Here is a 26,728-nt window from a genome sequence, read left to right as displayed (position 1 = left end):
ATTTAAAGGCTCCCTGAATACTTTGCTTAAAGCTGATCAATGTAAACCCCATTATTTATGGTTTACACTGTAAATCGTTTTTTTTGATATAAAATAAGTTAATTAATTGATTATCAATAATTTGAATAATGTAAACCATGAAAAGTGTAAACCATGTAAACCCACTTTTTAACATAACAGACATCGGGATCAGGTTTGCATTTCTTATCCCGAACTCACGTTAATTAAGCAAGGTAATACTTTTCACCGTCGGTTTTTATTTTGCCGGCATCCAGCAACAGGCGAATGGTTTCCATCTTTTCCTTCTCGGTGCCCACGTTAATGGTATTGACCAGGGTGCCTATATCTGGGGTGGATATGCCTAAAAATTGTACAATTTCATGGGTAATATTGTCAAATATCTCGTCGGCATTTTTTTGACGCTTTTCATCGAGGCAAATATCGCAAACACCGCATTTACGGGCATTGGTCTCATCAAAATACGCCAGCAACATTTGGCTGCGGCACTTTTGGGCAGTAGCGTAGGCAAAAACCGCTTCCATTTTGTGGCTATAGGTTTCTTTACGCTCTTCAATGTATTTTTTGTTGATGAAGAGACGGTCGGCCTGCTGGCGGGGTTTTAAATAAGTAACCTGCGGCTGATCAGTTTGCTGCAAATAGCTAATAAGCCCAAACTCTTGTAATTGCATCAACCCATCAATCACCTGTTGAACGTTCAGGTTAGTGCGTCGCGACAGGTCGTATTCTTTTAAGCGTACGTAATTTTCAAATGAACCACCGTAGGAGCGTAACAAGGTTTTAATAAATGGATCCCAGCCAGTGTTCTGTATCTGGAAATTATACAACACTTCATTCACCACCTCAAACCGGAAACGCGACGGTAAAAACACGCTTTCGTTGAACGACAAATATTCATCCTTTTCCAGAAACTTAAGCGCATTGAGTGTTTTAACAGCATCCAGCTTAAAGCGGCTGCAAAAATCGCCCAGATCAAGATCAAAGCTCAGGCCTTCGCCGGCGCCATAAGCCAACTGATAATAATTGGCCAAACAATGGTAAACATGCTTGATCTCTTCAACCGACGGAAAGTTCAGCACAAACATTTTTTCCTGTCTTAGCCTATCGGAATGGGTATATAGTAAAACAGCATAGGCCTTTTGTTCATCACGGCCACCGCGACCACCTTCCTGATAATAAGCTTCCAGGCTTTCGGGCATATCTTTATGGATCACAAAACGCACATCGGATTTATCGATGCCCATCCCAAAAGCGTTGGTGGCTACAATAATGCGGGTTCGGTTATTTTTCCAGCTTTCCTGCTTTTCGGCTCGCTGATCCATGGATAAGCCGGCATGGTAATAATCGGCTTTAATACTGTTCTCGTTGTAAAATTTGGCAATATCGGCGGCATCCCGGCGACTGCGTACATAGACAATACCGCAGCCTTTCACACCACGGGCAATATCCAGCATTTTTTGCAGCTTGTTTTCGGCATTTTGCACTACATAGCTGATATTACGGCGTTCGAAGCTTTGCTGGTAAACAACCGCGTCTTTGAACAATAATTTCTGCTGGATATCTTCTTTCACCTCAGCCGTAGCAGTGGCTGTAAGGGCTAATACGGGCACTGTGGGGTGTAATTCCCGCAGATTGGCGATGTGCAGATATGGTGGCCGGAAATCATATCCCCATTGCGATATACAATGCGCCTCATCAATAGCTATCAGGTTCACTTTCATATAACGGATACGCTCACGCACCAGTTCGGACAATAAACGTTCGGGCGATAAATACAGAAACTTAACCGAACCGTAAATGCAATTATCCAGCGCCAGGTCTATCTCCCGTAAACCCATGCCCGATACGATAGATACCGCGTTGATGCCTTTCGCCTTTAGGTTCTCTACCTGGTCTTTCATCAGGGCTATCAGTGGCGATACCACAATACATATCCCCTCTTTAGCCAGTGCTGGCACCTGGAAACAAACAGATTTACCACCACCTGTAGGCAACAGGGCCAGGGTGTCCCGCCCCAATAAAACAGACTTGATAATCTCGGCCTGCATAGGCCGGAAATTATCGTGATTCCAATACTGTTTTAATATTTCCTCTATGGTCATTGGTTGTTCATGGTTGATAGTTCATGGATCATAGTTGATGGTTCATAGATAATTGTTTGAGGGCAACCATAAACAAATCTGTTATCCTCACTTGCAAACTACAAACATATTCATTCAAAGTCAGAGACTTCGAATGGCTTGTAATAAAAATAGCGGTGACAAAATCACCGCTATTTTTTTATTTCTGACCATGAACCATCAACTATGATCCATGAACCAAATATTATCTCTTTTTCACGTCAACATACTCCCTGTCGGTGTCACCGATATAGATCTGACGGGGGCGACCGATTGGTTCTTTGTTTTCTTTCATTTCTTTCCATTGCGCTATCCATCCTGGTAAACGGCCCAGGGCAAATAATACGGTGAACATTTCGGTTGGGAAACCTAAAGCACGGTAAATAATACCGGAGTAAAAATCAACGTTAGGATATAATTTACGTTCTACAAAATATGGATCTTTTAAGGCCACCTCTTCCAGCTTTTTGGCTATTTCCAATACCTCGTCATTAATACCTAATTTCTCTAATATATCGTCGCAGGCCTTTTTGATGATCTTGGCGCGTGGGTCAAAATTCTTGTACACACGGTGACCAAATCCCATCAAACGGAAAGGGTCATTTTTATCTTTTGCTTTGGCTATCCATTTATCGGTATCGCCGCCATCATTCTTGATCTTCTCCAGCATTTCAATAACCGCTTGATTAGCACCGCCATGCAGCGGGCCCCAAAGGGCGGAGATACCAGCAGAAATAGAAGCATACAGGTTAGCATCAGACGAACCAACTATACGCACGGTTGATGTTGAACAATTTTGTTCATGATCGGCATGCAGTATCAGTAATTTGTTCATTACATCAACTACTACCCTGTCCACCTTATAATCTTCTGTACGCTCGGCAAAGGTCATATACAGGAAGTTGGTTACATAGTCAAATTTATTCTGAGGATAAACAACCGGGTGACCCAATGATTTTTTATAGATCCATGATACTACCGTGCTCATTTTAGCCAGCAGTTTTATAATCTCCAGATTAACTTCCTCAGTGGTTAAACCCTGTTTTAATGACTCTGGGTTAAAAGCAGCCAAAGCGCCTATCAACGATGATAACTGGCCCATTGGATGTGATTTTGACGGAAAACCATCAAAAAACTTTTTCATATCCTCATGCACCAGTGTATGGCGGCTTATCTGGTATTGAAAATCGGTAAGCTGCTGCCCGCTTGGCAAGCTCCCGTAAATAAGCAAGTAAGCTACTTCAATGAAACTGGCATTCTCGGCCAGCTGCTCAATCGGGTAACCACGATATTTTAATATGCCTTTTTCACCATCTAAAAAAGTGATGGCACTTTTGGTAGCACCTGTATTTTTATAGCCAATATCCAGCGTTACGTAACCGCTTTGATCCCGGAGTTTTGAAATATCAATAGCTTTTTCACCTTCTGTACCCTCAATTACCGGGAGGTCAAATGTTTTATCACCAATCTTTAGTTGTGCTGTGTCCGACATAGAAAATAATTGTTGTAACAAATGTAATTAAATCTGTGTATTATAACCCTCCAGATCATTTACTGTTTGTAAATTTTATGTGCAAATCTATTAATTAAACCCAGTTTTGCTAATTACAAAGCATCAATTATTTATTAAAAAAACATTAATTACAAAGCCGGGACAAAAGAAATAGACAAAAAACCGATCTGTTTAATTGATCTGTTCTTTAACCTGTCCGCAAGTTTTCATGTGTTCTGGAAAGTACGGATTTTCGATAGCCTTATTGACAGATAGCCAATAGCCCCCTTTGCCATTATCGGCCATAGGGCAAAAATCGACATATATGTGAGCGGATTTGAATTTAGCACCTTTTATAAGACCGATGACATCTTTACTCAATATCAAAAATGCGTCGCGCTGTGCTTTGATATCATCGCCTGTAGCTATTTGGTGAGCCAGTGTGGCCGTTTCTGTACAACCTTTAATGCCAGCCAGTTTATTCTCCAGCATAGCGGCGGTACTTTTGATGCCCTTCATATTCGATTTCAGGAACTGATTTTTGAGACCGATGTAATTATTAAATACATCGGCGGTATTGGATGTATAGGCAACTTTAGCTACGATAGTTTTAGCACTATCTGGTTTAGTCGTTTTTTCCTGTACTGGTTTGCTAGTTTGTTTACATGCGGCTACTGATATAACAAGTCCTGCCAATAAAGTGCTGTTAAAAAGATTGATCTTCATATCGGTATTAATTTGTACGTATAGCCTCAACAGGATCGAGCCTTGAAGCCGAATACGCTGGAATAATACCCGAAATTACACCTATTCCTAAAGAAAAACCTAAGCCTTTTAAAATATTGTTGATATCCAGCACTACCTGTACATCAAATAGAGCTTTGGCCCCAAACGTTGAAAAATACACTAGTAAAAGCCCTACCAAACCTCCCAATAAGCAAAGCACAATGGATTCGATCAAAAACTGAAGCAGTATGAAATAGTTTTTAGCCCCCAGTGATTTCTGGATACCTATAATATTGGTACGTTCTTTTACCGATACAAACATAATGTTAGCTATGCCAAAACCACCTACCAGCATCGAGAACAAACCAATAATAAAGCCCCCTTTATTAACAATGCTGAAAAGATCGTCCAAGGCATTGGTCAACATGGTGGTGCGGTTCAGTGAAAAGTTATCTTCCTGCCCAGGCCTTAAACTCATGATCGAACGCATCAATCCCCTTAGTTCACTTTCCACATCATCAACCGGGATACCTTTTTTACCACGTACAATAATTTGCGGCTGATATTTTTCGGCTTGTATATCAATCAGGTTATGCGCAAAATTAAGCGGCAGCAAAACCTCTTTATCCGTAGAGATGCCCAGCATGTCTTTTCCTTGTTTCGAAAACACGCCTACCACCGTAACATAACGATTGAGTACTTTGATCTGCTTACCCACCGCATCACCAGCAGGAAACAGATTTTCGGCAATATCAAAACCTATATTGACTACAGGCGCACCTGTTTTTGATTCCATTTCGGTAAAGTACCTGCCGCTGGCAAAATCAAAATTCCAGGTTTTATCATGATCTTTGGAAGCAGCGTCTATCTGGGCGCCTTCAACGGTGTTACTCTTATATTTAATAGTGCGATTATCTATAGATATCTCATATGATAACGCTTCTGCGGTTTGGCTTCGGCGCTGCAACTCCTCAAAATTGCGCAATTTCGGTACGGGGCGCTGCAAATATTTCCACCATGGAAAGTCGCTGCCGCCAACCCAGGGCCATTTTTGGATATAAACACTATTGTTACCTAGTTTGTCGACACTTTTTTGCAGGTTATTACGCAAGGTATCCACAGCCGAAAAAACCGCGATTATAGTAAATATGCCTATGGTTACTCCCAGCAAGGAAAGCATGGTGCGCAATTTATTTTGTCTTAGCGCATCATAAGCGAACAAAAAGCTTTCTCTGAAAAGTTTTAAAAATAGCATACAACTTATTTTGATCTCGATGGTTAATCATTCTGTAACACAAGTTTACAAGCTATATTGACAGAATATTTTTGTAAAAATATACCGTTATGGAATATTTCGTTTTTTAGACGATATTACAGCTGTTAAGTTACATTCTTTTTGTATATAAACTGAATAATATCCAAACCATGTTGTTCATAAAAAAATCGGTGAGATTAACAAAAAAAATTAATACATTTGCGCCCTGAAAATTCATAAATACAAGCATGAAATTATCTCAATTCAAATTCAATTTACCCGAATCATTAGTAGCACATAATCCATCTGCCACCCGCGACGAAGCCCGTTTAATGGTTTTACACAAAGATTCAGGAAAAATTGAGCATAAAATATTTAAAGATGTACTGGATTATTTTGATGACCAGGATGTAATGATCCTGAATAACACCAAAGTATTTCCTGCACGTTTGTATGGTAATAAAGAAAAAACAGGCGCTACAATTGAAGTATTTTTATTACGCGAACTCAATAAAGAACTGCGTTTATGGGATGTATTAGTTGATCCGGCCCGTAAAATACGCGTAGGTAATAAATTATATTTTGGCGACGATGATTTGCTGATTGCCGAAGTTGTGGACAACACCACTTCACGTGGCCGTACCATCCGTTTCTTATTTGACGGTACCGACGAGGAATTCCGCAGAAATGTGGAAATTTTGGGCGAAACACCACTGCCAAAATACATCAAACGTAAAGCTACCGCAGAAGATAAAGAGCGTTACCAAACCATTTTCGCTAAGCACGAAGGTGCTGTTGCTGCTCCTACCGCCGGTTTACACTTTAGCCGCGAACTCATGAAACGCCTGGAGTTAAAAGGTGTTGATTTTGCCGAAGTTACCCTGCATGTGGGTTTAGGAACTTTCCGTCCGGTTGAGGTGGAGGATCTGACCAAGCACAAAATGGATTCTGAACAATTCATCATTGAGCAAAAACAGGCTGATATCGTAAACCGTGGTATCGAGCGTAAAAAACGCATCTGCGCAGTTGGTACTACTTCTATGCGTGCCATTGAATCGGCAGTATCTGCAGGTAAAACATTGAAAGCCGCTAACGACTGGACAAGCAAATTCATTTTCCCGCCGTATGATTTCAGCATCGCTAACAGCATGATCACCAACTTCCACACGCCAGAGTCAACCTTATTAATGATGGTATCGGCATTTGGTGGTTATGAGTATGTGATGAACGCTTACGAAGTTGCCGTTAAAGAAAAATATCGTTTTTACAGCTATGGCGATGCCATGCTGATCATCTAAGCTTAGGCTTAAGACATAAGATTTGAGATATGAGAGTTTTCTTGTATCTCATTTTTTTTGCTTTAGATTTGGGAACATTTTATGAACGAGCAAAATCCCACATCTCATATCTCGCATCTTATATCTCGAAAGAACTACGCCATTATTGTAGCCGGTGGAACAGGCACCAGGATGCAATCTGTTGTTCCTAAGCAATTTCTATTGCTTAATGGCTTGCCTGTTTTAATGCACACCATATTGGCCTTCACGCAATCAACTGTAAAACCAGATATCATTTTAGTTTTACCGGTGGCCTATCACGATTATTGGGAAGAACTTTGCCACACTCATCAATTTGATACTCCACACGCTCTGGTTACCGGTGGCGAAACCCGCTTTCATTCTGTGAAGAATGGGCTTGATCAACTATTAGCTGATGACAATACGTTAGTAGCCGTTCATGATGCCGTACGCCCACTTACCAGCAGCCATATTATCGAAACCTCCTACCAATACGCCCAAGAACATAGCAATGCTGTAACAGCCGTTAAAAGCCGTGATTCGATAAGACAGTTGATCAATGACAGGTCTGTAAGTTTGCTAAGGGATCAAATCTATATGATACAAACCCCGCAAACGTTTAAAGCCGACTTGTTAAAAAAAGCTTATGAGCAGCCTTACAGTGAGCATTTCACCGATGATGCCAGTGTAGTTGAACAATACGGCGTTGAAATACATCTGACCGAAGGCAGTCACCAAAACATCAAGCTCACTTTTCCAGAAGACATAGCCATAGCCGAATTGCTTTTAAGCAAAAAACCAATGGACTAAAGCCATTGGTTTTAAATTTCAATTGCATGAGCAGGCAATTGCTATGCCCTGCGGATAACTCCTAAAAGTACAGCTATAATAGCTATAACTAATAAAATATGGATCAGTCCGGTGGCGTGACCAAAGAAAAACCCAAATATCCATCCTATTACCAGGATAACGGCGATAATGTACAATAGACCTCTCATTTTGATATGTTTTAGTTTTAAGTGATAAATATGAAAGGCTTATTACTAAAATCATTCCAAAAAGTAGTATCTACAAAAAAACCCTCCGTAAGAGGGTTTTTCATGTTGCTAATATTCGTCTTCGTTAAAAAAGAAATCGTCTTTTGTCGGGTAATCCGGCCATATCTCTTCGATATTTTCATACGGTTCACCATCGTCTTCCAGCGCCTGCAGGTTTTCAATAACCTCAACAGGAGCTCCTGAACGGATAGCATAATCAATTAATTCATCCTTTGTTGCGGGCCAGGGCGCATCTTCAAGGTGAGATGCCAGTTCAAGTGTCCAATACATGTTTCTCTATTTATATTTAATTTCAGTAAATTAACTTTTTCGCAAAAGTATAATATTTTCAATTGAAAAATCAACATTTTTTTTCACATTTTTCACATGCGGGGTATCCATTGATTTTCAGGTATTTTATGCTCATTTGCAATTTTACGTGCTAACGTGAATAAGTAATCACTCAGCCTGTTCAGATAAATGTTCACTTTTTCATCAACCGGGCTTTCTTCGGCCAAATGAACGGTTATCCTTTCGGCCCGGCGGCAAATACATCTTGCAATATGGCAAAACGAAATGGTATTATTTCCGCCCGGCAAAATAAAATGACGCAATTCAGGCAATTTTTCGTTCATGGCATCCATTTCCTGTTCCAACAGCTCCACATCAGTCATATGCAAGTCGGGAATTACCATTTTTGATCTTTCCGGATCGGCAGCCAATGAGGAGCCTATAGTAAACAACCTGTCCTGTATCTGCTTCAATATGTCCTTATCATGGTCAGTAATATCCTGATCGCGAATGAGGCCGATATAGGAATTTAGTTCATCTACGGTTCCATAACTCTCAATCCGTATATGATGCTTGGCTACCCGGGTTCCTCCTATTAATGATGTAAACCCTTTATCACCTGTTTTAGTATATATCTTCATATTTTATATCCGCAGCATTTATCCTTTAAGTTGAATATACGTTTATATATTGCAGATTGTTAACACTTGTAGTATAATTTTTGCTAATAAAGTGTAAATTTTTAAATGTTAGAATTAAACTTGCATAAACTGAGAGTCAAGATATGAGAGTCAAAAACCAAGAGGATAGAGAAATTAATTTTTACTATTAATTATTTTCTTGATTCTTGACTCTCACATCTTGTTTTTTTCTTAACCATGTTATCTATAAAAATCATGAGATCGATTGTATTATCATCAAAACTCGTCATTATACCTTTCACCGCATTAGCAATATCGGCTTTTAGCTGCGGCAACAGCAATGGCTCCAAAGCTCCGGCAGCAACAGCTACTTCGCAAAAAACGGCATCTATATCAACACTCATCAGCGAACAACAATTCAATGAGCTTTTTCCGCAGCGCGATAAATTTTATAGTTATACCGCTTTTATAAAAGCAGCCGACGAACTAGGTCAAATAAAAATACAAGTTACCCGAAGGGCAACATCTGTTTATCAATATATCCGTACTGATAAAAAAACAGGTAAGGTTAGTACTGTAAGACAGGACGGTGACTGGAACGAGGACTGGGCCAAAAAGAAGCCCGATAGTACCTTTACGGTAGATTATGGTAACTTCTGCACCCAATTTAGCGCCGAAGCCAATAAAAAAGAGCTGGCGGCCTTTTTTGCGCATATAGCCCACGAAACCCGTCATGGAGTAAATGCCACCTATACTGACGGATTAATGCTGATACATGAAAGCAATACATCTTTAAGTTATATTGCCGAGAGCGATGAATACCCGCCGGTTACGGGTAAAAAATATTATGGCCGAGGCCCCATGCAGTTAAGCTATAACGGCAATTATGGCCTGGCATCTACCTGTATATTTGGCGATGCCAAAATTTTACTGAACAACCCCGATCTGGTGGAGAACGATCCGGTGGTAGCCTTTAAAGCGGCCATTTATTTCTGGATGACGCCTGAAACACATAAACCATCGGCACATGATGTAATGACCGGCAAATGGCAACCCAATGCTATCGATAAAGCGAAAGGCCGCACGCCTGGTTTCGGCATGACCATCAATATCGTGAACGGTGAAGTAGAATGTAATAAAGGCGAAAACATGTACAGCATGAATGACCGTATTGGCTTTTACCAGTTCTTTTTAAAGAAACTAGGTATCACCGATGCCAATTGCGCCTGTTCATGCGGTAAAATGGAACCTTATAAATATTAATAAGGTGAAAAGAATCATTTGCTTTACCATTGCACTAATATGCCTGAATGTAGTTTGCAGGGCTCAGTCAGAAGCTGTTTTATTTAAAAAGAGGGAGCTAAACAAAGGCAATTTTAGCAAAGAAGATGTTAAACAGCAATTTGCCAGTTACGATTTTTCAAAGTTATGGGATAAGACTCCGAATGAATTTATTTATGGCTTTATTGGCCCCGATTACCAGCGCATCCGGATTAAATTTATAACAGTCACCAAAGGTCCTTCATCAAACTCCTACGCGGTGTATGGCAAATCGATGGTCAAAGCAAACATCAGCGATTTTAAGGGAACTATTGAAATTACTGATATCCTCAAACTTAAATACGTTTCCAAAGGACTGAATGATGAGCATAAAAACGAAGGCATTAAAGGGCAGTTTGTCATTTTGGGCAATTATATTTTTACTGAACCCAACGACCAAAGCCATGCAGGTATATTTAAAGGAAGCTTTAAATCGAGCTTCTATTTAGATAAAAATGATGAAATTCACTATGACGATATTGACCAGCAATCAGACAGCTTTACAAACAACGAATTTGTTGGCACCTGGAACCCATATAACAAAGACTTAAGCAAACGCTGCAACTGGGGCGATTATCGCATACCTAACGGAGGCAGCCTGGATGGCGGGGCAGGCGAGTTTTCGCCGGTTGATAAATATCTTCTTTTTGGCTGGCAAAACAAACGCGATTCGTTTGGCAATGATGCCAAAGCCAAACAAGCCAATGAAGAAGAACAGGCTCTTTGGTGGAAATAGTTTTACTTTTTAAGCTTAAAAGTAAATGTTGTAAACTCATCCAGTACAGAACTTACGGTTATTGTTCCGTCTAATGCCTCTACCAGGCTTTTTACGGTACACAACCCCACGCCGGTGCCCTTCTTATCAAAACGGTCTTTATGACCCAGTGTAAACATGGATTCAAATACCTTCTCGAAATATTCAGGGGCTATCCCTATACCATTATCGGTAATATCAAAGCAGTAAAACTCCGCATCTTCGGTATAGCTGATTTTGATGTGGCCCCATGCTTTATTATTATAACGGATGGCGTTGTTGAGCAGGTTGATCATGATCTGCTCAAAAGCTACTACCGAGGTTACAATTTTAACTGGCGCTTCCGGAAGTTGGATGGTAAAAGCGTCGGGAACGTTAATAAGTCTTACTACATCGTTCAATAAAAGCACAATATCCGCTTCTTCTTTATTTTGCAATAATATCTTGTTCGATTTGGAGTAGTCGAGCATTTTCTCCAGCATACCAATCAATTTATGCGAAGATGTGGTGATAATATCCAAAAACTTGTTTCCTTTTTCATCAAGCTTATTTTTAAAACGATCTTTGAGTATCTGGCTGGTCAACAAAATACTGGTTAGCGGGTTACGAATATCATGAGCGGCCATTACGGCAAATCTTTCCAGGTATTGGTTCGATTGTTCTAATTCGCGCCTCGTTGCATCAAGTTCAACAATTTTTCTTTTCAATTCCAGCTGCGCGACAACCTGGCTGGCCAAGGCCTTAAGGGCCATGATCTGCTGATCATTTAGTTCCCGGGCTTTATGATCAATCACACATAAAGTACCCAAGGCATAGCCTTCCGGATTAATGAGCGGTACGCCTGTATAAAATATCACCTTCGGATCGCCTATTACCAGCGGATTACCTACAAACCTTTCATCATCATTGGCATCCCGCACTATCATTACTGCTTCCGGCTCCAGGATAGCATGCGCGCAAAAGGCATAATCTTTTATGGTTTCTGTAACCTCTAAACCTTTGTGCGACTTAAACCATTGCCTGTCGTTATCAATAAGGCTAACCAGCGATATAGGCGTTTGGCAAATTTCTGAAGCAATAAGGGTTATTTCGTCGAATCCTTTTTCGGGTAAAGTATCCAGAATATTATAGGCATATAGCGCGGCCAGACGTTCGTTCTCGTTTTCAGGGATAGGAGGTTTGATCATTAACTTTAATTAAAACAGAGGGAGAACATGTAATATAGTAAAATGTTTACCAACAAACATCTTATCGTACATAACCGGCAATGGGTTAAATACGATGTATGGCGAATTTTAGTTTTTTAAATTTGAATGAAAACACAATATTTACATTCACAATTATGCGCCATCTCATCATAACCGTTATACTTTTAGGGGGCTACCTGATATCATGGGCCTGCCCTTTTGCAGATACCATTAAGGCAGGCAAGCATATTCCTGGCCGCCCGGCGTCTATAGGCATTATTGGTGATACGGCTAATGTAAACACCCCGGTTAAGGCCGGCCTGGTGATGATAGGTGGTGGTAGGGATGTTGACGAAGCATTTAAGTGGATGATTGACCGTAGCGGCGGCGGCGATGTGGTGATCATTAGAGCATCGGGTAAAAATGGCTACAATCCTTATATCTATGGGCTGGGTAAGGTAAATTCAGTAGAAACCCTTAAAATTGATTCCAGGGAGTTAGCTAATAATGATACGGTTGCCTACATCATTCGCAATGCCGAAATGCTTTTTATTGCCGGTGGCGATCAATCCAACTACATGAACTACTGGCGGGGTACTAAAACCATGGATGCCATCAATTACCTGCTCAATGTAAAACATGTGCCGGTTGGCGGTACCAGCGCGGGTTGCGCCATTATGGGCGGTATTTATTATAGCGGCGAAAATGCCAGCGTTACCGCCGATCAGGCCCTGGCTAATCCCTACAATCCACTGGTAAAATTGTATCATGATGATTTGTTGCATGCCCCCTTTCTCCAATCCGTTATTACCGACCAGCATTATATCACCCGCGACAGGCAGGGCAGGCACGTGGCCTTTTTAAGTCGCATTATAAAAGACTGGAACCTGTTTGCCAACGGAATAGCTGCCGATGAGCATACGGCGGTTTGTGTTGACGAAAACGGCCATGCCACAGTGATAGGAACCAGCAAAGCCTACTTTTTAATTACCAACAGCCAAAAACCGCCTGAGGTATGCGATCCGGGCAAACCTTTAACCTGGAATAACAACCAACAAGCTATCCGGGTTTATGAAGTACAAGGAACGGCAACAGGCAATGGAAGTTTTGATGTAGCAAACTTTAACGAGGTACAGGCATCGGGAGGTAAATGGCTCTGGTGGTGGGTAGAAGCTGGTAAATTAAAACGGCAGGAGGTAAAATAATCCCCCTCCGCCCATTCAAACGTCTTTTACTTTATGTGCTTGATCGTTACTTGACGTTCTACTCACCGAAGTCAACAATTTCTTTGTCAGTAGGTAATTCATGTATCCGAATACCGATAGAATCATCTTTTTGAAAATTTAAGCTATAGCGATCTATCAAATAAGGGATCCCTTCTCCGAAAAGAAGTTTTGGAGATGTGGTAAGCTCAAAGTGGAGGTGTGGCTCACGTGCATCGCCCGAAGCACCGATACATGCTAATAACTGGCCCTTACGTACGCGATCGCCTGGTTTGACCCGTAAACTCCCGGGCTGCAAATGCATATAGTAAGCAAATTGACCATTGCCAAGGTCAATGGTAATACTGTTACCGGCAAGTGTTTCAAATGTTAGCGGCACGGCCGGATGAAATGCTTTGCCGTGGCCCGGAACATTGTTGGGCAAGCCATCTTTTGCCCTGATCACACGACCGTCGGCAACGGCGAATACCCTTTCGCCATAACAGAAGTAGGAATTAACATTGCGTGGATCGCCTGAAAAAGACACACTGTCCTTAACCTTTTTCCAGTCGATAGCATATCGCCGTGAATCTACACTACATCCGTCAAGAATAACTACTCCACGCCGGTGATGATTATCTACATCATTGCTGGGGCCATCAGCTGCAATCCAGCTAGCACCTTGCACCGGAGGCCCAAGCACCTTTAAATTAGTATTGTGCGTCGAAATTCTAACTCCATCCAGCGAATCGGTTTCTGTTATCACACGGTGCATTAATTTGATAGGAAAAGGCTTTTTCTTATCTGATACTACTTCCATGAATACAATTACAGTTTTTCCTCCGGTAATCGTTAATTTTTCATTCGGGCCAAGTTCCATTCCGCCTAAGGGTTGTAACATGGTTTGCAATTGCGCGGCCTCAAAGGTCGCAAAAGGGCGGGTATTTTCCTTGCCGGCATCCATTAACTCTATGCGCCGCAAGTTTATAGGAGATGAGCTGAAGTTTGTTAGATATAACTCATAGATTAGATAAGACTTTGAACCGCTGGGGAAATCCGTTGGATCAAAAGGCACGCGCATCTCTAATTGTAGTGGAAAGGAAAACGGTTTTACCGCAGTATTTGGTTGTCCGGAAGATAAAGCCTGCGCCATCAATTGTTGCGATTGAACCATTACAAAAAGCAACCACATCAAAAAAAAAGCTTGCCGATTAGATATTTTCATGTTTCTAATATATAAATAGTCAGACACATAAAAATATCCTTAAGGTTACAGCATCAATAAACTTTATCAAATGTGATGAATTGAACAGAAGATTTCTCAGTCCATTCAAACATACGTCTACGCTTGAATGAGCAGTGTAAAAGTGGGTTTACATGGTTTACACATTTCATGGTTAACATTGACTTATTTAATTGATTATCAATTAAATAAGATAAAATTCAGTAAATTTATGTAAACCGACTTATTTGCTCATTTAAGCGTCAGCGCTTATGGTTATTTGAAGTCTCGCCGCTTCAGCCGGTTCAAGCGTCCTTCGCTTGAACTAAAATTTGGGTAAGCGTTCACGCTTATTACGACTATCGTATCAAAAAAGTAAGCGTGGACGCTTACTTAAAATAACATTCAAGCGTGGACGCTTGAATGGGCGCAATTTTTTCCCTTCCCATCAACTACTTTAACACCGCCGGTAAAATATACTCCTGCATCATTTTATCAACCTGCGGGTGGGCATAGGGCCTGTTATAGGCGGTAGCGGTAACAATCACCACCAATGGCTCATCGGTAAAAACAAATATTTTGTTGCCGCCATTACCTGAGCAATAAAAGGTTTCATATGATTTGTTATTAACGGTATAGGTTTTGTTCCAGAACAAATAACCATAATAGCCCTCGCCTACCACATCTTTTGGAAGGCTAAGATATTTGGTAAACGATTGCTTTACCCAGCTTGCAGGGATAATCTGTTTATCGTTCCATACTCCGTTGTTTTTGTATAGTTGCCCGAATTTGGCATAATCCAGCGAACGCATCTGCAAGCCACCGGCAGTACTTGGAACGTGCTGTGGAGAATAGGGCCACTGATATTTTGTTATGCTCAAAGGCTTAAACAGCTTTTCATCAGCATATTTTTCTAAACCTCCCGGGACAGACTTATTGATGATATCACCCAAAAGCATGGCTCCGGCTGTAAAATAATTCCATTGTTTGCCTCCGGTTTTGGAGCTATCCACACTAAGGTCAAGCGTAAATTTTGCCCAGTCGGGTGTTGGGTACATATTTTCTTCGTTCCCCGGCGAATCGCTGTCGTTATCATCACCGTCAAATACCGAGCTCATAGTTAGCAGGCTTTTCAAAGTAATAGCTTCTTTTCGCGGCGAATAGTTATTAAACTTCTTAAGATCGTAAAAATCTTTTAACGTTTGGTTTTCACTCTTAATAAATCCATCATGAATCGCTATTCCCATCATAGCCGATGCGAAAGTTTTACCTGCCGAACGTGGATCATGCAGCGAATTGCGACTGCTTCCATTAAAATATTCTTCGATTAGGAGTTTTCCATTTTTGATGACTACAATACTGGTAATATCTTTCAACTTGTTTTGGGCTATTAAGCCATTCAGTTCCATGATCTTGTTCTGATCAAAGGGCTCGCCAGAAACCTGCCAGCCACTATTAGGTTTTATAGACTGTATCGGGACGGCTTTCACATCGGCGTGTGGTACAATAAACTGTAGTTCTCCGCTGGCAATTATTTCGCCAACCTTTAAATCAGGACTGCTGATATAGGGCCGAACCTCTATTTTTAATAAATGTGCACCGGTTATCAGCGCATCATCGCCGCCCCTGGCCGTGAAGCGGGACCAAAGCCCCTTCCCCCAGGAAGCTTCATCCCGGTTACTAATCAAGGGAGCACTAATCGTTGTTTTGGTATTTTTGGTAGCAGGTAAATTAGCGCCTTTGTTCAAATTTTCCTGATATATCTGCCTGCCATCAACATAAAAGGTGAATTGGAAATTTCCTTTATTTAAATCCTCCACACTTAAAGAAGGATTAAGCTGATGCTGATAATTAGTGAGAGAATTGGCTATAAAAAGCCTCATATACAAATTATTTTGAGCTTTGGCTTCAAACCGGCTCAGCAAATCAGTTTGTTTTAGCCTTTCAAAAGCTATGGTATCCGCCAAAAAGACCACTCTACCTACGTTTGCTTTATAAACAGGTAGCGAAATGGACTCAGGTTGGGTAATATTACTGGTTTGGGCAAACGAACAGCTGGCAATTGTTATAGCCAGAATAAAAAGAATATAATGTTTCATTACTTTTTCTTGATTCCTGACTCTAACAGTCTTGTCTCTTTCTACACTTCCTCTACCTTGCGGCTTACGGTTTGGATTTCGGTATTGGCGTAATCTTTCTCTATTAAACCATCGCGCATACGTACAATGCGGTGAGCGTGCAGGGCTATATCCTCTTCGTGCGTTACCAGTATAATGGTATTGCCTTTGGCGTGGATATCTTCTATCAGACCCATGATTTCAATAGATGTTTTGGTATCGAGGTTACCGGTAGGCTCATCGGCCAGAATAATGGATGGGTTATTAATCAAGGCACGCGCCACGGCTACACGCTGACGCTGACCACCAGATAATTCGTTAGGCTTATGATCAACACGGTTACCTAAACCAACGTTTTTAAGCGCGTTGGTAGCCCGTTCTGTACGGGTTTCTTTGTTAATGCCGGCATAAATTAAGGGCAATGCCACATTATCAAGTGCTGTATTACGGGGCAGCAGGTTAAATGTCTGGAAAACGAAACCGATCTCGGAGTTACGCACTTCGGCCAGTTCATTATCGGTCATATGGCTTACATTAATTCCATTCAGGATATACTCGCCTTTTGACGGTGTATCCAGGCATCCCAGGATATTCATCAAGGTTGATTTTCCAGAACCGGATGGCCCCATCAATGCTACAAACTCACCTTTATTGATATTGAGGGTAACTGATTTAAGCGCGTGGATCACTTCGGAGCCGATCACGTACTTACGCCCGATATCTTTAATGGTTATTAATGGTTTGTCTGTATTCAATGGCTCCATATAATATTTTTGGTTTGGACTAAGATATGCCTGTGAAGTTACAGATAATTCAAAATTAAAAGGTCAAAATTCAAAAATGCAATACAGGGATTTTGACTTTTTAATTTTGAATTTTGAATTACTTCTCAATCACTTTGGCAACCAGGAAGTAGTTCTCATCATGTTTTGGAGCGTTTTCCAGCGCTTCCCGGTGGGTTATTTGTTGTTTTACCACATCATCGCGCAAAACATTGGCATCGCCGGTCATGTAAACCAGGGGCTCAACACCGGTTGTATCCAGTTCATTCAGTTTTGCCATAAAGTCAAGAATCTTGCTCATATCCTTAATCATCTCCTGTTTTTCTGTTTCGTTAAGTTCTAAACGGGCCAGGTGGGCAACTTTTTCAACTGTTTCTTTATCAATGGTCATGCCTGTAGCAATTTTTGTTTAATAATAGCGTAAACCTCATCGCGCAGCGCATCGGCATCATCTAAAGTTAAATGGGCCGTTTCAATGGGTTTATGTACAAATATATCACAAATTCCGGGTCTGCTGCCAAATTCTTTACCCGTATCCCACAGTACTTTCCAGGTATCTAGCGATGTAATGGGGATAATTGGCACCTTCATTTCAATAGCCAATCTGAAAGGGCCATTCTTAAATGGGTGCAAGGCAGGCGGATGATTATCAGGAATAGTACCTTCGGGAAAGATCACTACACTTACACCATTCTTTAACCTTTCGGCTGCCACTTTAAATGCTCTGAATGATGATATTTTGCTTTCGCGGTTAACCGTAATATCTATTGTTTTAAAAAAAAAGTTTAGCACAAAATAAGCTTTCAGTTCTTCTTTGGCCATAAAACAATGATTATTATGTAAATTGGTGCTGATAGCCAACACGTCAAGGTTTGAAGTATGGTTAGGACATATGACATAAGTTTTGTTCCAGTCAATAGGCGCCTCATAGGTGGCCCGATAAAATATACCTGAGCATGCCGAGCTTATCAGAGCAATTATCTGCCTGAATTTATTGATGTATTTATAAAGCTTTGGGCTTTTACTAAGCAGGTACAGAATTGGGAAACAAAGGATAAAAAAGAATGTAACACTGGTCTTGTAAAACTGTGTATGTATTCTTTTTATTATTAATTTCATGGCGACCAAAATTAGAAAAAATACTCAATCGACACAGACTAAACCATTACTAACTGTTGTAGCTCGTTAAGTTTCTGTTTCATCAAGTCATAAACCCTGTCGCGTAACATGTCGGCATCGTCAACCGTCAGCTTAGTTGTATCAATAGGTTTATGCACATAAAAATCACAAACACCTGGCTTACTGCCATGTTGAAGTCCGGTATCCCAAAGCATTTGCCAGGTATTGGGTGAGGTTACCGCGATAATTGGTATTTTCAACTCGATAGCCAGCCTGAAAGGCCCATTTTTAAACTCCTGTAACTGCGGTGGGTAATCGTCGGCTATTTTGCCTTCGGGAAAAATGATCATGGTTATGCCGCTCTGCAATTTTTCGGCGGCCTTTTTAAATGCCCGGAATGATGACATTTTACTATCCCTGTTCACCGCAATATCAACCGAACGGAAGAACAAGCCAGTTACCAGTCCGTCTTCCAGCTCCTGTTTACCCATGAAGCAGCAATTATTATTGACCAGTACACACATGGCCGCAATATCCAAATTGGAGGTATGATTGGCACACACAATATAGGTTTTACTCCAGTCAACAGGCTCTTCAAATTCAAAGCGATAAAAGAAGCCAACCGCAGCCGAACTGATTAAGCCCCAGAACCTTCGCAGCCGGTTCATGTTCCTGTAACGCTCTGGTTTTCGCGAACAATAATAAAAAAACGGCCAGAATATAAAATAAGATAATGCCACACTGAGCACATATAGGTAGATATGCACTTTTTTCAATATCATTTTCATCATCATCAAAAATAGAAAAATTCCTTACTTTCGCAACCTATGGAAACTGTTGTTAGTGGCATCCGTTCAACCGGAAATCTGCACTTAGGAAATTACTACGGAGCGCTGCAAAATTTTATAAAAATGCAGTCGGAATATAACTGCTTTTTTTTCATCGCCGATCTTCACTCATTAACTACGCACCCAACCCCTGCCGATCTGCATACCAACGTAAAACAGGTTTTGGTGGAGTACCTGGCTGCTGGCATCGATCCGGATAAAGCAACTATCTACGTACAATCAGACGTGCCCGAGATTGCCGAATTATACTTATATCTCAATATGAACGCCTACCTTGGCGAGCTGGAACGCGCCACCTCCTTTAAAGATAAGGTGCGTGCCAATCCAGATAACGTAAACGCCGGTCTGCTTACTTACCCGGTGTTAATGGCTGCCGATATTATTATTCATAAAGCGACCAAAGTACCTGTTGGTAAAGACCAGGAGCAACACCTGGAAATGGCCCGCACTTTTGGTAACCGTTTTAACAGACTCTATAATCACGATTACTTCCCCGAGCCATATGCCTTTAGTTACAGCAACAACCTGGTGAAAATCCCAGGACTCGACGGCAAGGGAAAAATGGGAAAATCAGAGGGGGAAGGCAATGCCATTTTTCTAAGCGATACGCCGGAAGCCATCCGCAAAAAAGTAATGCGCGCGGTGACCGATGGTGGCCCGACCACAGAAAATCAGGCCAAACCACAGGAGATCCAGAATTTGTTCGACCTAATGAAAGTAGTTTCATCGGCAGATACCCTGGCTCATTTTGATAACCTGTACAATACCTGCATCATCCGTTACGGCGACCTGAAAAAGCAACTGGCCGAAGATATGATCATTGCTACAGCCCCTATCCGCGATCGTATTAACGCTATTGCCAACGATGCAGCCTACCTGAGTAAAGTAGCCCAGCACGGTGCCGACAAAGCCCGCGAAAGCGCTTCAAAAACTATACGTGAGGTAAGGGAAATTATAGGTTTCAGGAAATTTTAATTGGTTCATTGTCAGAATCAGAATTGACAGAATTTTAGGATTTACAGAATTGACTGGTAAAAAATCCTGATGATTCTGTAAATTAGGGAAATCCTGATTCAGACAAATTCTGTAAATTAGGGAAATTCTGATTCGAACAAATTAACATTGTATGCACATAGCTATTGTAGGAAACATAGGAGCGGGCAAAACTACCCTCACCGAAATGCTGGCCCGGAACTATGGATGGGAACCGCTGTTTGAAGCCGTTGATAACAACCCTTATCTGGAAGATTTTTACAGCGATATGAAACGCTGGAGCTTTAACCTCCAGATCTATTTCCTGAACAGCCGTTACCGTCAGATTGTTGACATACAAAAAAGTGGTCGCAACATTTTGCAGGATCGTACCATTTATGAGGATGCTTATATTTTTGCCGAAAACCTGCATGATATGGGCCTCATGACCAGTCGCGATTACGAAAACTACCAATCCATTTTTGACAATATTACCGAATACATAAAGCCACCCGACCTGCTGGTTTACCTCAAAGCTTCGGTGCCTACCCTGGTCAGTAACATACAACGTCGCGGACGCGAATATGAAATAGGCATTCGTTTGGATTATCTGTCCAAGCTGAACGAGAAGTACGACAAGTGGATAAAAAACTACAAGCTGGGCAAGCTATTGATATTGGATAAAGATAACCTTGACTTTGCCAATAACACCGAAGATATGGCTACCATTGTGCAATTGATCGAACGCGAAATTAACGGGCTGTTTTAGAGACGTTGTACGTTTAAAGTTATACGTAATACGTTCTTAGAAGTTCAAATATTAAAATAATCATCAGGCAAAACGTACAACGTATTACGTAAAACCTATAACCTAACAAATGAAAGTATTAGGTATTATCCCCGCCCGCTACGCTTCTTCCCGTTTCCCGGGTAAACCATTAGTTGATATTGCCGGCAAAAGCATGATACAGCGGGTATATGAGCAGGCCAAAAAGTGCAGCAACCTGAGTGAAGTGGTGGTAGCTACCGATGACGACCGCATATTTAACCACGTAAAGGCTTTTGGCGGCGTTGCCGTAATGACAGCAGATACACACCAAAGCGGCACCGACCGTTGTGCCGAGGTTGCTTTGCTGCACCCGGAGTATGAAGTGATCATCAACATTCAGGGCGATGAGCCTTTTATCGATCCGGAACAGATCACCAAGCTCACCGCCTGTTTTACTGATAAGGATACCCAACTGGCTACCCTCATCAAAAGAATTAAAACCGAAGAAGAGCTATTTAATAACAACTCACCCAAGGTAGTGGTCAACAAACTATCTGAGGCGGTTTATTTTTCCCGTTCAGCCCTACCACATATCCGCGGACAAGAACTTGAGAACTGGCTGGAATTTTACACTTTCTTTAAACACATTGGCATATATGGCTACCGGGCCGACGTATTAAAGCAGATCACCAAATTGCCCGTATCATCCTTAGAAAAAGCCGAAAGCCTGGAGCAACTGCGCTGGATTGAGAATGGTTACCGCATTAAAGTTGCCGAAACCGAACTGGAAACCTATGCGGTGGATGTACCGGAAGATCTGTTGAAATTGAAATTTGATCAATAAAGATCGATAGCCCTATATTCCCCAATTATTCAGAAGCTATAAGTTCCCTCCCCACGGGCTACTGTGTGTACACATCTTTTTGATAAAACCCCGAAGGGGTTTCATGTCGGTAGAAATAGGATCAAAAGAGGTTTACGTGCCGTAGGTACGTCACTATTGATCTTTGCAGGTCAAATAATGACACATCAATAGACCTGAATTAGGTTAGTTTAGTACCTACGGCACTAAAAAGAGGTAGAATTTTATTGTTTCTACCGACATTTTGCTCCTCTGGAGCGGCTTTTTCTAATTATTAGTGCATCAAAAAGATGTGTACACACAGTAGCCCCACGGGAGGGGTGCGGCCGGCTTGCGCACAAATGCAGGGAGGGGTTTATACGATATGCATCACCAATAAACCCCTCCCGTGGGGCTACTGTGTGGACACAAGTAAGTTATAAAAGTGCGACTTTAGCAAGATGGAAGAGCCCATCAATTCGAATCCTGATTTTAAAGGGGCATTTGGCGACAAGCGAATAGAACGGCGCGCTGCAGATGCATTAAGAAAGCTAACTACAGGGCGCAATAGTAGCTTGCGTCAGATCACAGAAAGCGAAGCTGAACAAAAAAGCTTCTATCGATTGTTTAACAACGAGAGTTTCAGCGAAACGGCTATAGAAAAAAGTATAGTTGAGCGCTGCCGGGTATTAAGCCCGGGCCGACATTTATTATGTATACAAGATACCTCAGAGTTTAACTTTTCATCTAAACAAGGGCGAATAAAACCCGAAAGCGGATTAGGCACAACTTCCAGGAATGATATCCTTGGTTTTATGTTGCATACCAGTTTAGTAGTTGACGCCGTTAGTAGTCATGCACTGGGATATTCCTATATAAAAGCGTGGGAAAGGGCGGTGAACGCACCCGGAAAACTTGAACGGGATTATCAACATCTTGCTATTGAAAAAAAGGAGTCTTATAAATGGATAGCAGCGGCCCAACAGAGTAAAGCTTTATTAAAACAGGCGGCTGCGATAACTATTGTTGCAGACCGGGAAAGCGATATTTACGATCTGTTTGGGGTAGCTGAAAAAGATAAAGTGCACCTGGTGATACGTTCTAACCACGACCGTCAGATCGCCGGAAAGTTAAAGTTAAGCACGCATCTTAATGCACTACCTGTGCTGTATGATTATGAACTTGCCATAGCTGGTGATATCAGAAAGGGCAATCGCAAACGTATTGTTCAAATGGGGCTAAAGTGGACTAAGGTAGAACTTTTAAAGCCCGTTTCATGCAGGGATGAACAATTGCCAGGCGCTCAGCAAGTATATATAGTGGAGGCTACGGAGCAGAATAAGGATAAAGGCATCTGCTGGCGGATATTAACTACCCACGAAGTAACAAACCCGGAACAAGCCTTACAGATCATCTGTTGGTATAAAGAACGGTGGCATATTGAACAGATACACCGTTTACTTAAAACAGATGGTTTCAGAATCGAAAGATCGCAACTGGAGCAAGGATGGGCCATTCATAAACTCACTTTGCTGGCCATGATGGCCAGTCTTCGGATATTGCAAATGATGCTCGCTTACTTAGATGATAATGAGCAAAGTATAGATCAAGTATTTGATCATCAGGAACAAAAGTGTTTACAAATGATTGGTAAAAAACTGGAAGGGGATACCGAAAAGTTAAAAAATCCGGAAAAAACAAATACCCTGAAATGGGCAACCTGGATAATTGCCAGAATAGGCGGGTGGAAAGGGTATACTTCGCAAAGAAAACCAGGCCCGATCGTTTTACAAAAAAGGCCTGGCTAAATTCTACAACGTTTACGAAGGTTGGCTACTGTTTCAGGAATACAATTAAAAGATGTGTCCACACAGTAGCCCGTGGGGAGGGAATCGCACGTGCCCAGGTTCTTTTTTCATTTCTTTTCAACAACTTTCTTCTAAAATCCTCTTCTAATTCCACCGTCAAAAAATGTTAATCGTTTGATTAAATTATGGCATTCATATAACACTATGCGGTTAAACATGTAATAACTTTGCTTTTACATTAACCACACAGCACTATGAAATCCCTATTGAAAAAAGCCGCTATCTGCATAGTTGCTGCCTTATTTACATTAGGCGTAAAGGCTCAAGGCCAGGATTATGTTATTACAACCCAAGGCGATTCAATACCCTGTACCATCAAGATCCCGTTAATAACCTGTGGCGATGGCAATTATAAAACAACTGAGAATAGCCCACTTGTAAAAATCAAACATGAAACTATAAAAGAATACTATATCAGCAAAAAGAATACTTTGTACCGGTCCGTTATCAAAGAAGGTAAAAGCAAGCCCGAATTCCTGCTTGTTCTGGAAACCGGGAAAATAAACCTGTACGAAGAAGTTACTGAAATTTATGTAAATAATACCGTTACCCAAATTACCAAATGGTATGTTAGTAAAGGCTCGGATATAGCTCGTCCCTTAAAAACCGACGACGTGTTTATGTCCAAATCAAGAAAACAGCGTGAGGGGGAGTTTACCACACTAATCAGCGATAATAATGCTGTTTATGCCCAATACACCTCAGAAAACAAGTTCAGCTTTAAACGGATCAGAAACCTGGTTCAGCAGTATAATAATACCACAAGCATTTAAAACAGAAAAGGGGATGATTAATCCCCTTTTCTGTTTTGGCACTGATTAATTGTTACTTCAAAGCCTTATCCAACTCTTCAGTAAGCAACCTGCCATCTGATGGCCTTGCGCTATTATTATTCACTATCTTACCATCTGTACCAATAGTGACATAATGCGGAATACCCGTTATATTATATTTTTGACAAACAGGGTTTCGTGTCCAGCCTTCGGCAATAAGGTTTGTGCCACTTACCTTTAACGAATCCAGACTATTTTTCCAGGTTTTCTCATCAGAATCGACACAGATATTTAAAAAAACCACATTCTTATCTTTATACTTTCCATGCAGGGGTTCGGTGGTGTTTTTTATTTCATATACGCAGGGACCGCATCCTACACCCCAAAAGTCAATGTAAACTACCTTTCCCCGCAAACTTTTCAAGGATACCATTTCGCCTTTATCATTCTTTAAACTAAAATCAGGCGCGGGACTGCCGGGCTTTAACTGCTTTATAGCCGCATAGAATTGTTTAAGGCTATCAGCATATCGTGGGGTTGTAACTTTGGTTATAAAGTCGTTATAAACACCATTTGCATCATTAAATGGGTAATGTCCAAATGCCAGCTCTATTTCTTTGGTTACAAACCAATCGCGGATCTCTGGTATACGAAGATTGGCCATCCCAAGGTAATACTCATTCCATGTAGGCATCCAAGCCAGCAATTTGTTACCTCTAACGTTGATTAAAGCATTGCTAAAGCGGATGTAATTAAAAATAAATTCTTTATAGGCATTGCTGTTTTGATAAGCATATTGCGATTCTGTGCGGTAAGTACCTGGGCCAAATTCCTTGTTGAGTTTTTTACCCATAGCGCTGGTATCTTTAATATGCAGATCATACTTAGGCAATAATCGTTGATTATTTAGCAAGCTAACATATTCATAATATACATCAGTGATCAATTTCTGATTCCCAGTCTCATTAAGATTTACGGCCGCTATCATCATTTCCTTGTTATACAAATTGTTTATCTTTTCATACTTCACCGAATCAGAAAATTTATCGGTATACATAGATGCCGTCAGATCCATCAATTCTTTCCGGCAAAGGTTATAAACAGAAATTTTGGCCTGTAACCTGGCATTGGCGCGTGGTTGTGGAGACGAAATACGAAAAGTATTTTTAAAATCCTTATTGTCCCAGTTTACCAGTATGGTATCGTTTTTTTGGGCGCATATCGTAATCGCGTCATCGTTAAGATACAGGTAAATATCCTCCGTTTCATCGTCAATACTAATTGTTCTGCTAAAATTACCATCTTGATCAACAGGTACTGTTATAGAATAATTGGTCAAATCGCCAGTTACGGCTAACTCCCAATATTTATCGCTAAAGTTTTTAACGTTCCCTTTAATTACTGCGGTGGCTTTAGGTGCAGGGGCAGCAACTAAGGGTTTAAAGATTAGGTCTTTGTTAACAGGTTTCTTTTTCGTTTGTGCGCTTAAGGTAAGCGTTAAAAATAACAAGTGTATAAATAACAGGCTTTTCATGAGATGTAATAGGATTAGATTATCGTAAATATAGCATTAAAACAAGTAAGGTAAAATTCTGAAAACCTGCGAAATAAAAGAGATGCCTGATGCTCTTTTTAAGTAATAGCTTATGAATTGACGACAAAACAAGGATGTCATGCAGCCCCGTCGAAGCATGGTGTGCAGGCCTCTGCGCGCGCCCTTCGACAGGCTACCCATGACATACTTAATTAAGCAGGTACAAGTTTCATATCTAATTCGAGGGCTAACTTTTCTAAGCGCTTCTTTTTCTGCTGGATAAGGATCGTTTGATAGGCCTCCATACCTCTTTCAACGAACTCGTTTCCCTTGACGATCAGGCGCCAATATTGAGCGGCAAGTTTTCTTGCAGTAGCCTTTATGGCGACTGCCGGCCCTTTACGTCCCCTTAGCCGCCTGGCAAACGCACCCCAGCCAATGTATTTGCTGTTCAGCAAGCCCTGGGCCATTTGTTTGAAGATCTGACCGACGGCAGGTTTACCCTTACTTTTACTTTTGTTCTTCTTGCCTGAACTGTTTTG

At 41.2% G+C, this 26,728-nt stretch carries 25 protein-coding genes and 1 pseudogene; 10 read left to right on the top strand and 16 right to left on the bottom strand.

The annotated features are described in order from the left end of the window. Positions 1–224 precede the first annotated feature (224 nt). The 4 genes from BW976_RS15880 to BW976_RS15865 form a co-directional block, all read right to left on the bottom strand. Entirely contained in the window at positions 225–2,120 is a 1,896-nt protein-coding gene (locus BW976_RS15880; RefSeq protein ID WP_076374307.1) for a RecQ family ATP-dependent DNA helicase, read from the bottom strand. A 223-nt stretch (positions 2,121–2,343) separates the two neighbouring features. After that, entirely contained in the window at positions 2,344–3,630 is a 1,287-nt protein-coding gene (locus BW976_RS15875; RefSeq protein ID WP_076374306.1) for a citrate synthase, read from the bottom strand. 192 nt (positions 3,631–3,822) lie between these two features. Next, complete coding sequence (locus BW976_RS15870) at positions 3,823–4,356, bottom strand: DUF3347 domain-containing protein (RefSeq protein WP_076374305.1); 534 nt, start codon at positions 4,354–4,356, stop codon at positions 3,823–3,825. 7 nt (positions 4,357–4,363) lie between these two features. Further along, positions 4,364–5,611 (bottom strand): ABC transporter permease, encoded by a 1,248-nt coding sequence (locus BW976_RS15865; protein WP_076374304.1) that lies wholly within the window; start codon positions 5,609–5,611, stop codon positions 4,364–4,366. A 248-nt stretch (positions 5,612–5,859) separates the two neighbouring features. Here BW976_RS15865 and queA point away from each other — a divergent pair, with 248 nt between their 5' ends. Both queA and BW976_RS15855 read left to right on the top strand, forming a co-directional pair. Beyond that, positions 5,860–6,909, top strand: a complete 1,050-nt coding sequence (queA, locus tag BW976_RS15860) for a tRNA preQ1(34) S-adenosylmethionine ribosyltransferase-isomerase QueA (protein ID WP_076374303.1) — start codon at positions 5,860–5,862, stop codon at positions 6,907–6,909. 81 nt (positions 6,910–6,990) lie between these two features. Beyond that, a complete protein-coding gene (locus BW976_RS15855; RefSeq protein WP_076374302.1) occupies positions 6,991–7,719 on the top strand; it encodes a 2-C-methyl-D-erythritol 4-phosphate cytidylyltransferase in 729 nt (242 codons plus the stop codon). A gap of 41 nt (positions 7,720–7,760) precedes the next feature. Here BW976_RS15855 and BW976_RS29080 read toward each other — a convergent pair whose 3' ends face one another. The 3 genes from BW976_RS29080 to BW976_RS15845 form a co-directional block, all read right to left on the bottom strand. Beyond that, positions 7,761–7,907 (bottom strand): lmo0937 family membrane protein, encoded by a 147-nt coding sequence (locus tag BW976_RS29080; RefSeq protein WP_139332317.1) that lies wholly within the window; start codon positions 7,905–7,907, stop codon positions 7,761–7,763. A gap of 108 nt (positions 7,908–8,015) precedes the next feature. Then, a complete protein-coding gene (locus tag BW976_RS15850) occupies positions 8,016–8,237 on the bottom strand; it encodes a DUF2795 domain-containing protein (protein ID WP_002996718.1) in 222 nt (73 codons plus the stop codon). Positions 8,238–8,329: 92 nt separating this feature from the next. Then, positions 8,330–8,878 carry a cob(I)yrinic acid a,c-diamide adenosyltransferase gene (locus BW976_RS15845; protein ID WP_076374301.1) on the bottom strand — a complete coding sequence of 183 codons (549 nt, stop codon included), beginning with the start codon at positions 8,876–8,878 and terminating at the stop codon, positions 8,330–8,332. Between the two features lie 255 nt (positions 8,879–9,133). Here BW976_RS15845 and BW976_RS15840 point away from each other — a divergent pair, with 255 nt between their 5' ends. After that, the gene (locus tag BW976_RS15840; RefSeq protein ID WP_175614117.1) at positions 9,134–10,141 is read left to right on the top strand and encodes a chitinase; all 1,008 of its coding nucleotides are present in this window, start codon (positions 9,134–9,136) and stop codon (positions 10,139–10,141) included. A 4-nt stretch (positions 10,142–10,145) separates the two neighbouring features. After that, complete coding sequence (locus tag BW976_RS15835) at positions 10,146–10,934, top strand: hypothetical protein (protein WP_139332316.1); 789 nt, start codon at positions 10,146–10,148, stop codon at positions 10,932–10,934. A gap of 2 nt (positions 10,935–10,936) precedes the next feature. On the opposite strand, the gene BW976_RS15830 is transcribed toward BW976_RS15835, so the two are convergent. Next, positions 10,937–12,139: a sensor histidine kinase gene (locus BW976_RS15830; protein ID WP_076374299.1), complete on the bottom strand. Its 1,203-nt coding sequence runs from the start codon at positions 12,137–12,139 to the stop codon at positions 10,937–10,939. A 155-nt stretch (positions 12,140–12,294) separates the two neighbouring features. On the opposite strand from BW976_RS15830, the gene BW976_RS15825 reads away from it, so the two are divergent. Continuing rightward, positions 12,295–13,344 carry a cyanophycinase gene (locus BW976_RS15825; RefSeq protein ID WP_076374298.1) on the top strand — a complete coding sequence of 350 codons (1,050 nt, stop codon included), beginning with the start codon at positions 12,295–12,297 and terminating at the stop codon, positions 13,342–13,344. A 58-nt stretch (positions 13,345–13,402) separates the two neighbouring features. On the opposite strand, the gene BW976_RS15820 is transcribed toward BW976_RS15825, so the two are convergent. The 6 genes from BW976_RS15820 to BW976_RS15795 form a co-directional block, all read right to left on the bottom strand. Then, positions 13,403–14,566, bottom strand: coding sequence for a M23 family metallopeptidase (locus BW976_RS15820; protein ID WP_076374297.1), 1,164 nt, complete (start codon positions 14,564–14,566; stop codon positions 13,403–13,405). A 449-nt stretch (positions 14,567–15,015) separates the two neighbouring features. Further along, positions 15,016–16,662, bottom strand: a complete 1,647-nt coding sequence (locus BW976_RS15815) for a serine hydrolase domain-containing protein (RefSeq protein ID WP_076374296.1) — start codon at positions 16,660–16,662, stop codon at positions 15,016–15,018. A 41-nt stretch (positions 16,663–16,703) separates the two neighbouring features. Then, a complete protein-coding gene (locus BW976_RS15810; protein ID WP_076374295.1) occupies positions 16,704–17,444 on the bottom strand; it encodes an ABC transporter ATP-binding protein in 741 nt (246 codons plus the stop codon). 118 nt (positions 17,445–17,562) lie between these two features. Further along, on the bottom strand, positions 17,563–17,853 hold the full coding sequence (gatC, locus tag BW976_RS15805) for an Asp-tRNA(Asn)/Glu-tRNA(Gln) amidotransferase subunit GatC (protein ID WP_076374294.1): 291 nt from the start codon (positions 17,851–17,853) through the stop codon (positions 17,563–17,565). Next, the gene (locus BW976_RS15800; protein ID WP_076374293.1) at positions 17,850–18,581 is read right to left on the bottom strand and encodes a lysophospholipid acyltransferase family protein; all 732 of its coding nucleotides are present in this window, start codon (positions 18,579–18,581) and stop codon (positions 17,850–17,852) included. Before BW976_RS15800 ends, gatC begins: the two co-directional genes overlap by 4 nt. Before the next feature lie 38 nt (positions 18,582–18,619). Then, positions 18,620–19,363, bottom strand: coding sequence for a lysophospholipid acyltransferase family protein (locus tag BW976_RS15795; protein WP_084192236.1), 744 nt, complete (start codon positions 19,361–19,363; stop codon positions 18,620–18,622). A 45-nt stretch (positions 19,364–19,408) separates the two neighbouring features. On the opposite strand from BW976_RS15795, the gene trpS reads away from it, so the two are divergent. The 5 genes from trpS to BW976_RS15770 all read left to right on the top strand — a co-directional run bounded on the left by trpS (position 19,409) and on the right by BW976_RS15770 (position 24,652). Further along, complete coding sequence (gene trpS / locus BW976_RS15790) at positions 19,409–20,404, top strand: tryptophan--tRNA ligase (RefSeq protein WP_076374291.1); 996 nt, start codon at positions 19,409–19,411, stop codon at positions 20,402–20,404. Between the two features lie 151 nt (positions 20,405–20,555). After that, positions 20,556–21,170 (top strand): deoxynucleoside kinase, encoded by a 615-nt coding sequence (locus BW976_RS15785; protein WP_076374290.1) that lies wholly within the window; start codon positions 20,556–20,558, stop codon positions 21,168–21,170. A gap of 109 nt (positions 21,171–21,279) precedes the next feature. After that, positions 21,280–22,014: a 3-deoxy-manno-octulosonate cytidylyltransferase gene (gene kdsB / locus BW976_RS15780; protein ID WP_076374289.1), complete on the top strand. Its 735-nt coding sequence runs from the start codon at positions 21,280–21,282 to the stop codon at positions 22,012–22,014. A gap of 458 nt (positions 22,015–22,472) precedes the next feature. Further along, on the top strand, positions 22,473–23,819 hold the full coding sequence (locus BW976_RS15775; RefSeq protein ID WP_076374288.1) for an IS4 family transposase: 1,347 nt from the start codon (positions 22,473–22,475) through the stop codon (positions 23,817–23,819). Positions 23,820–24,073: 254 nt separating this feature from the next. Next, positions 24,074–24,652 (top strand): exonuclease/endonuclease/phosphatase family protein, encoded by a 579-nt coding sequence (locus BW976_RS15770; RefSeq protein WP_076374287.1) that lies wholly within the window; start codon positions 24,074–24,076, stop codon positions 24,650–24,652. A 52-nt stretch (positions 24,653–24,704) separates the two neighbouring features. Here BW976_RS15770 and BW976_RS15765 read toward each other — a convergent pair whose 3' ends face one another. Next, a complete protein-coding gene (locus tag BW976_RS15765; RefSeq protein WP_076374286.1) occupies positions 24,705–26,186 on the bottom strand; it encodes a TlpA family protein disulfide reductase in 1,482 nt (493 codons plus the stop codon). Between the two features lie 212 nt (positions 26,187–26,398). Next, positions 26,399–26,728, bottom strand: a pseudogene (locus BW976_RS29425) (hypothetical protein); the annotation flags it as partial.

Origin of the sequence: Mucilaginibacter lappiensis, assembly GCF_900155965.1 — a bacterium.
In the GTDB taxonomy this organism is placed as follows: domain Bacteria; phylum Bacteroidota; class Bacteroidia; order Sphingobacteriales; family Sphingobacteriaceae; genus Mucilaginibacter; species Mucilaginibacter lappiensis.
Note: the sequence above shows the minus strand (reverse complement) of the source record. Positions and strands in the feature narration are given on the sequence as shown.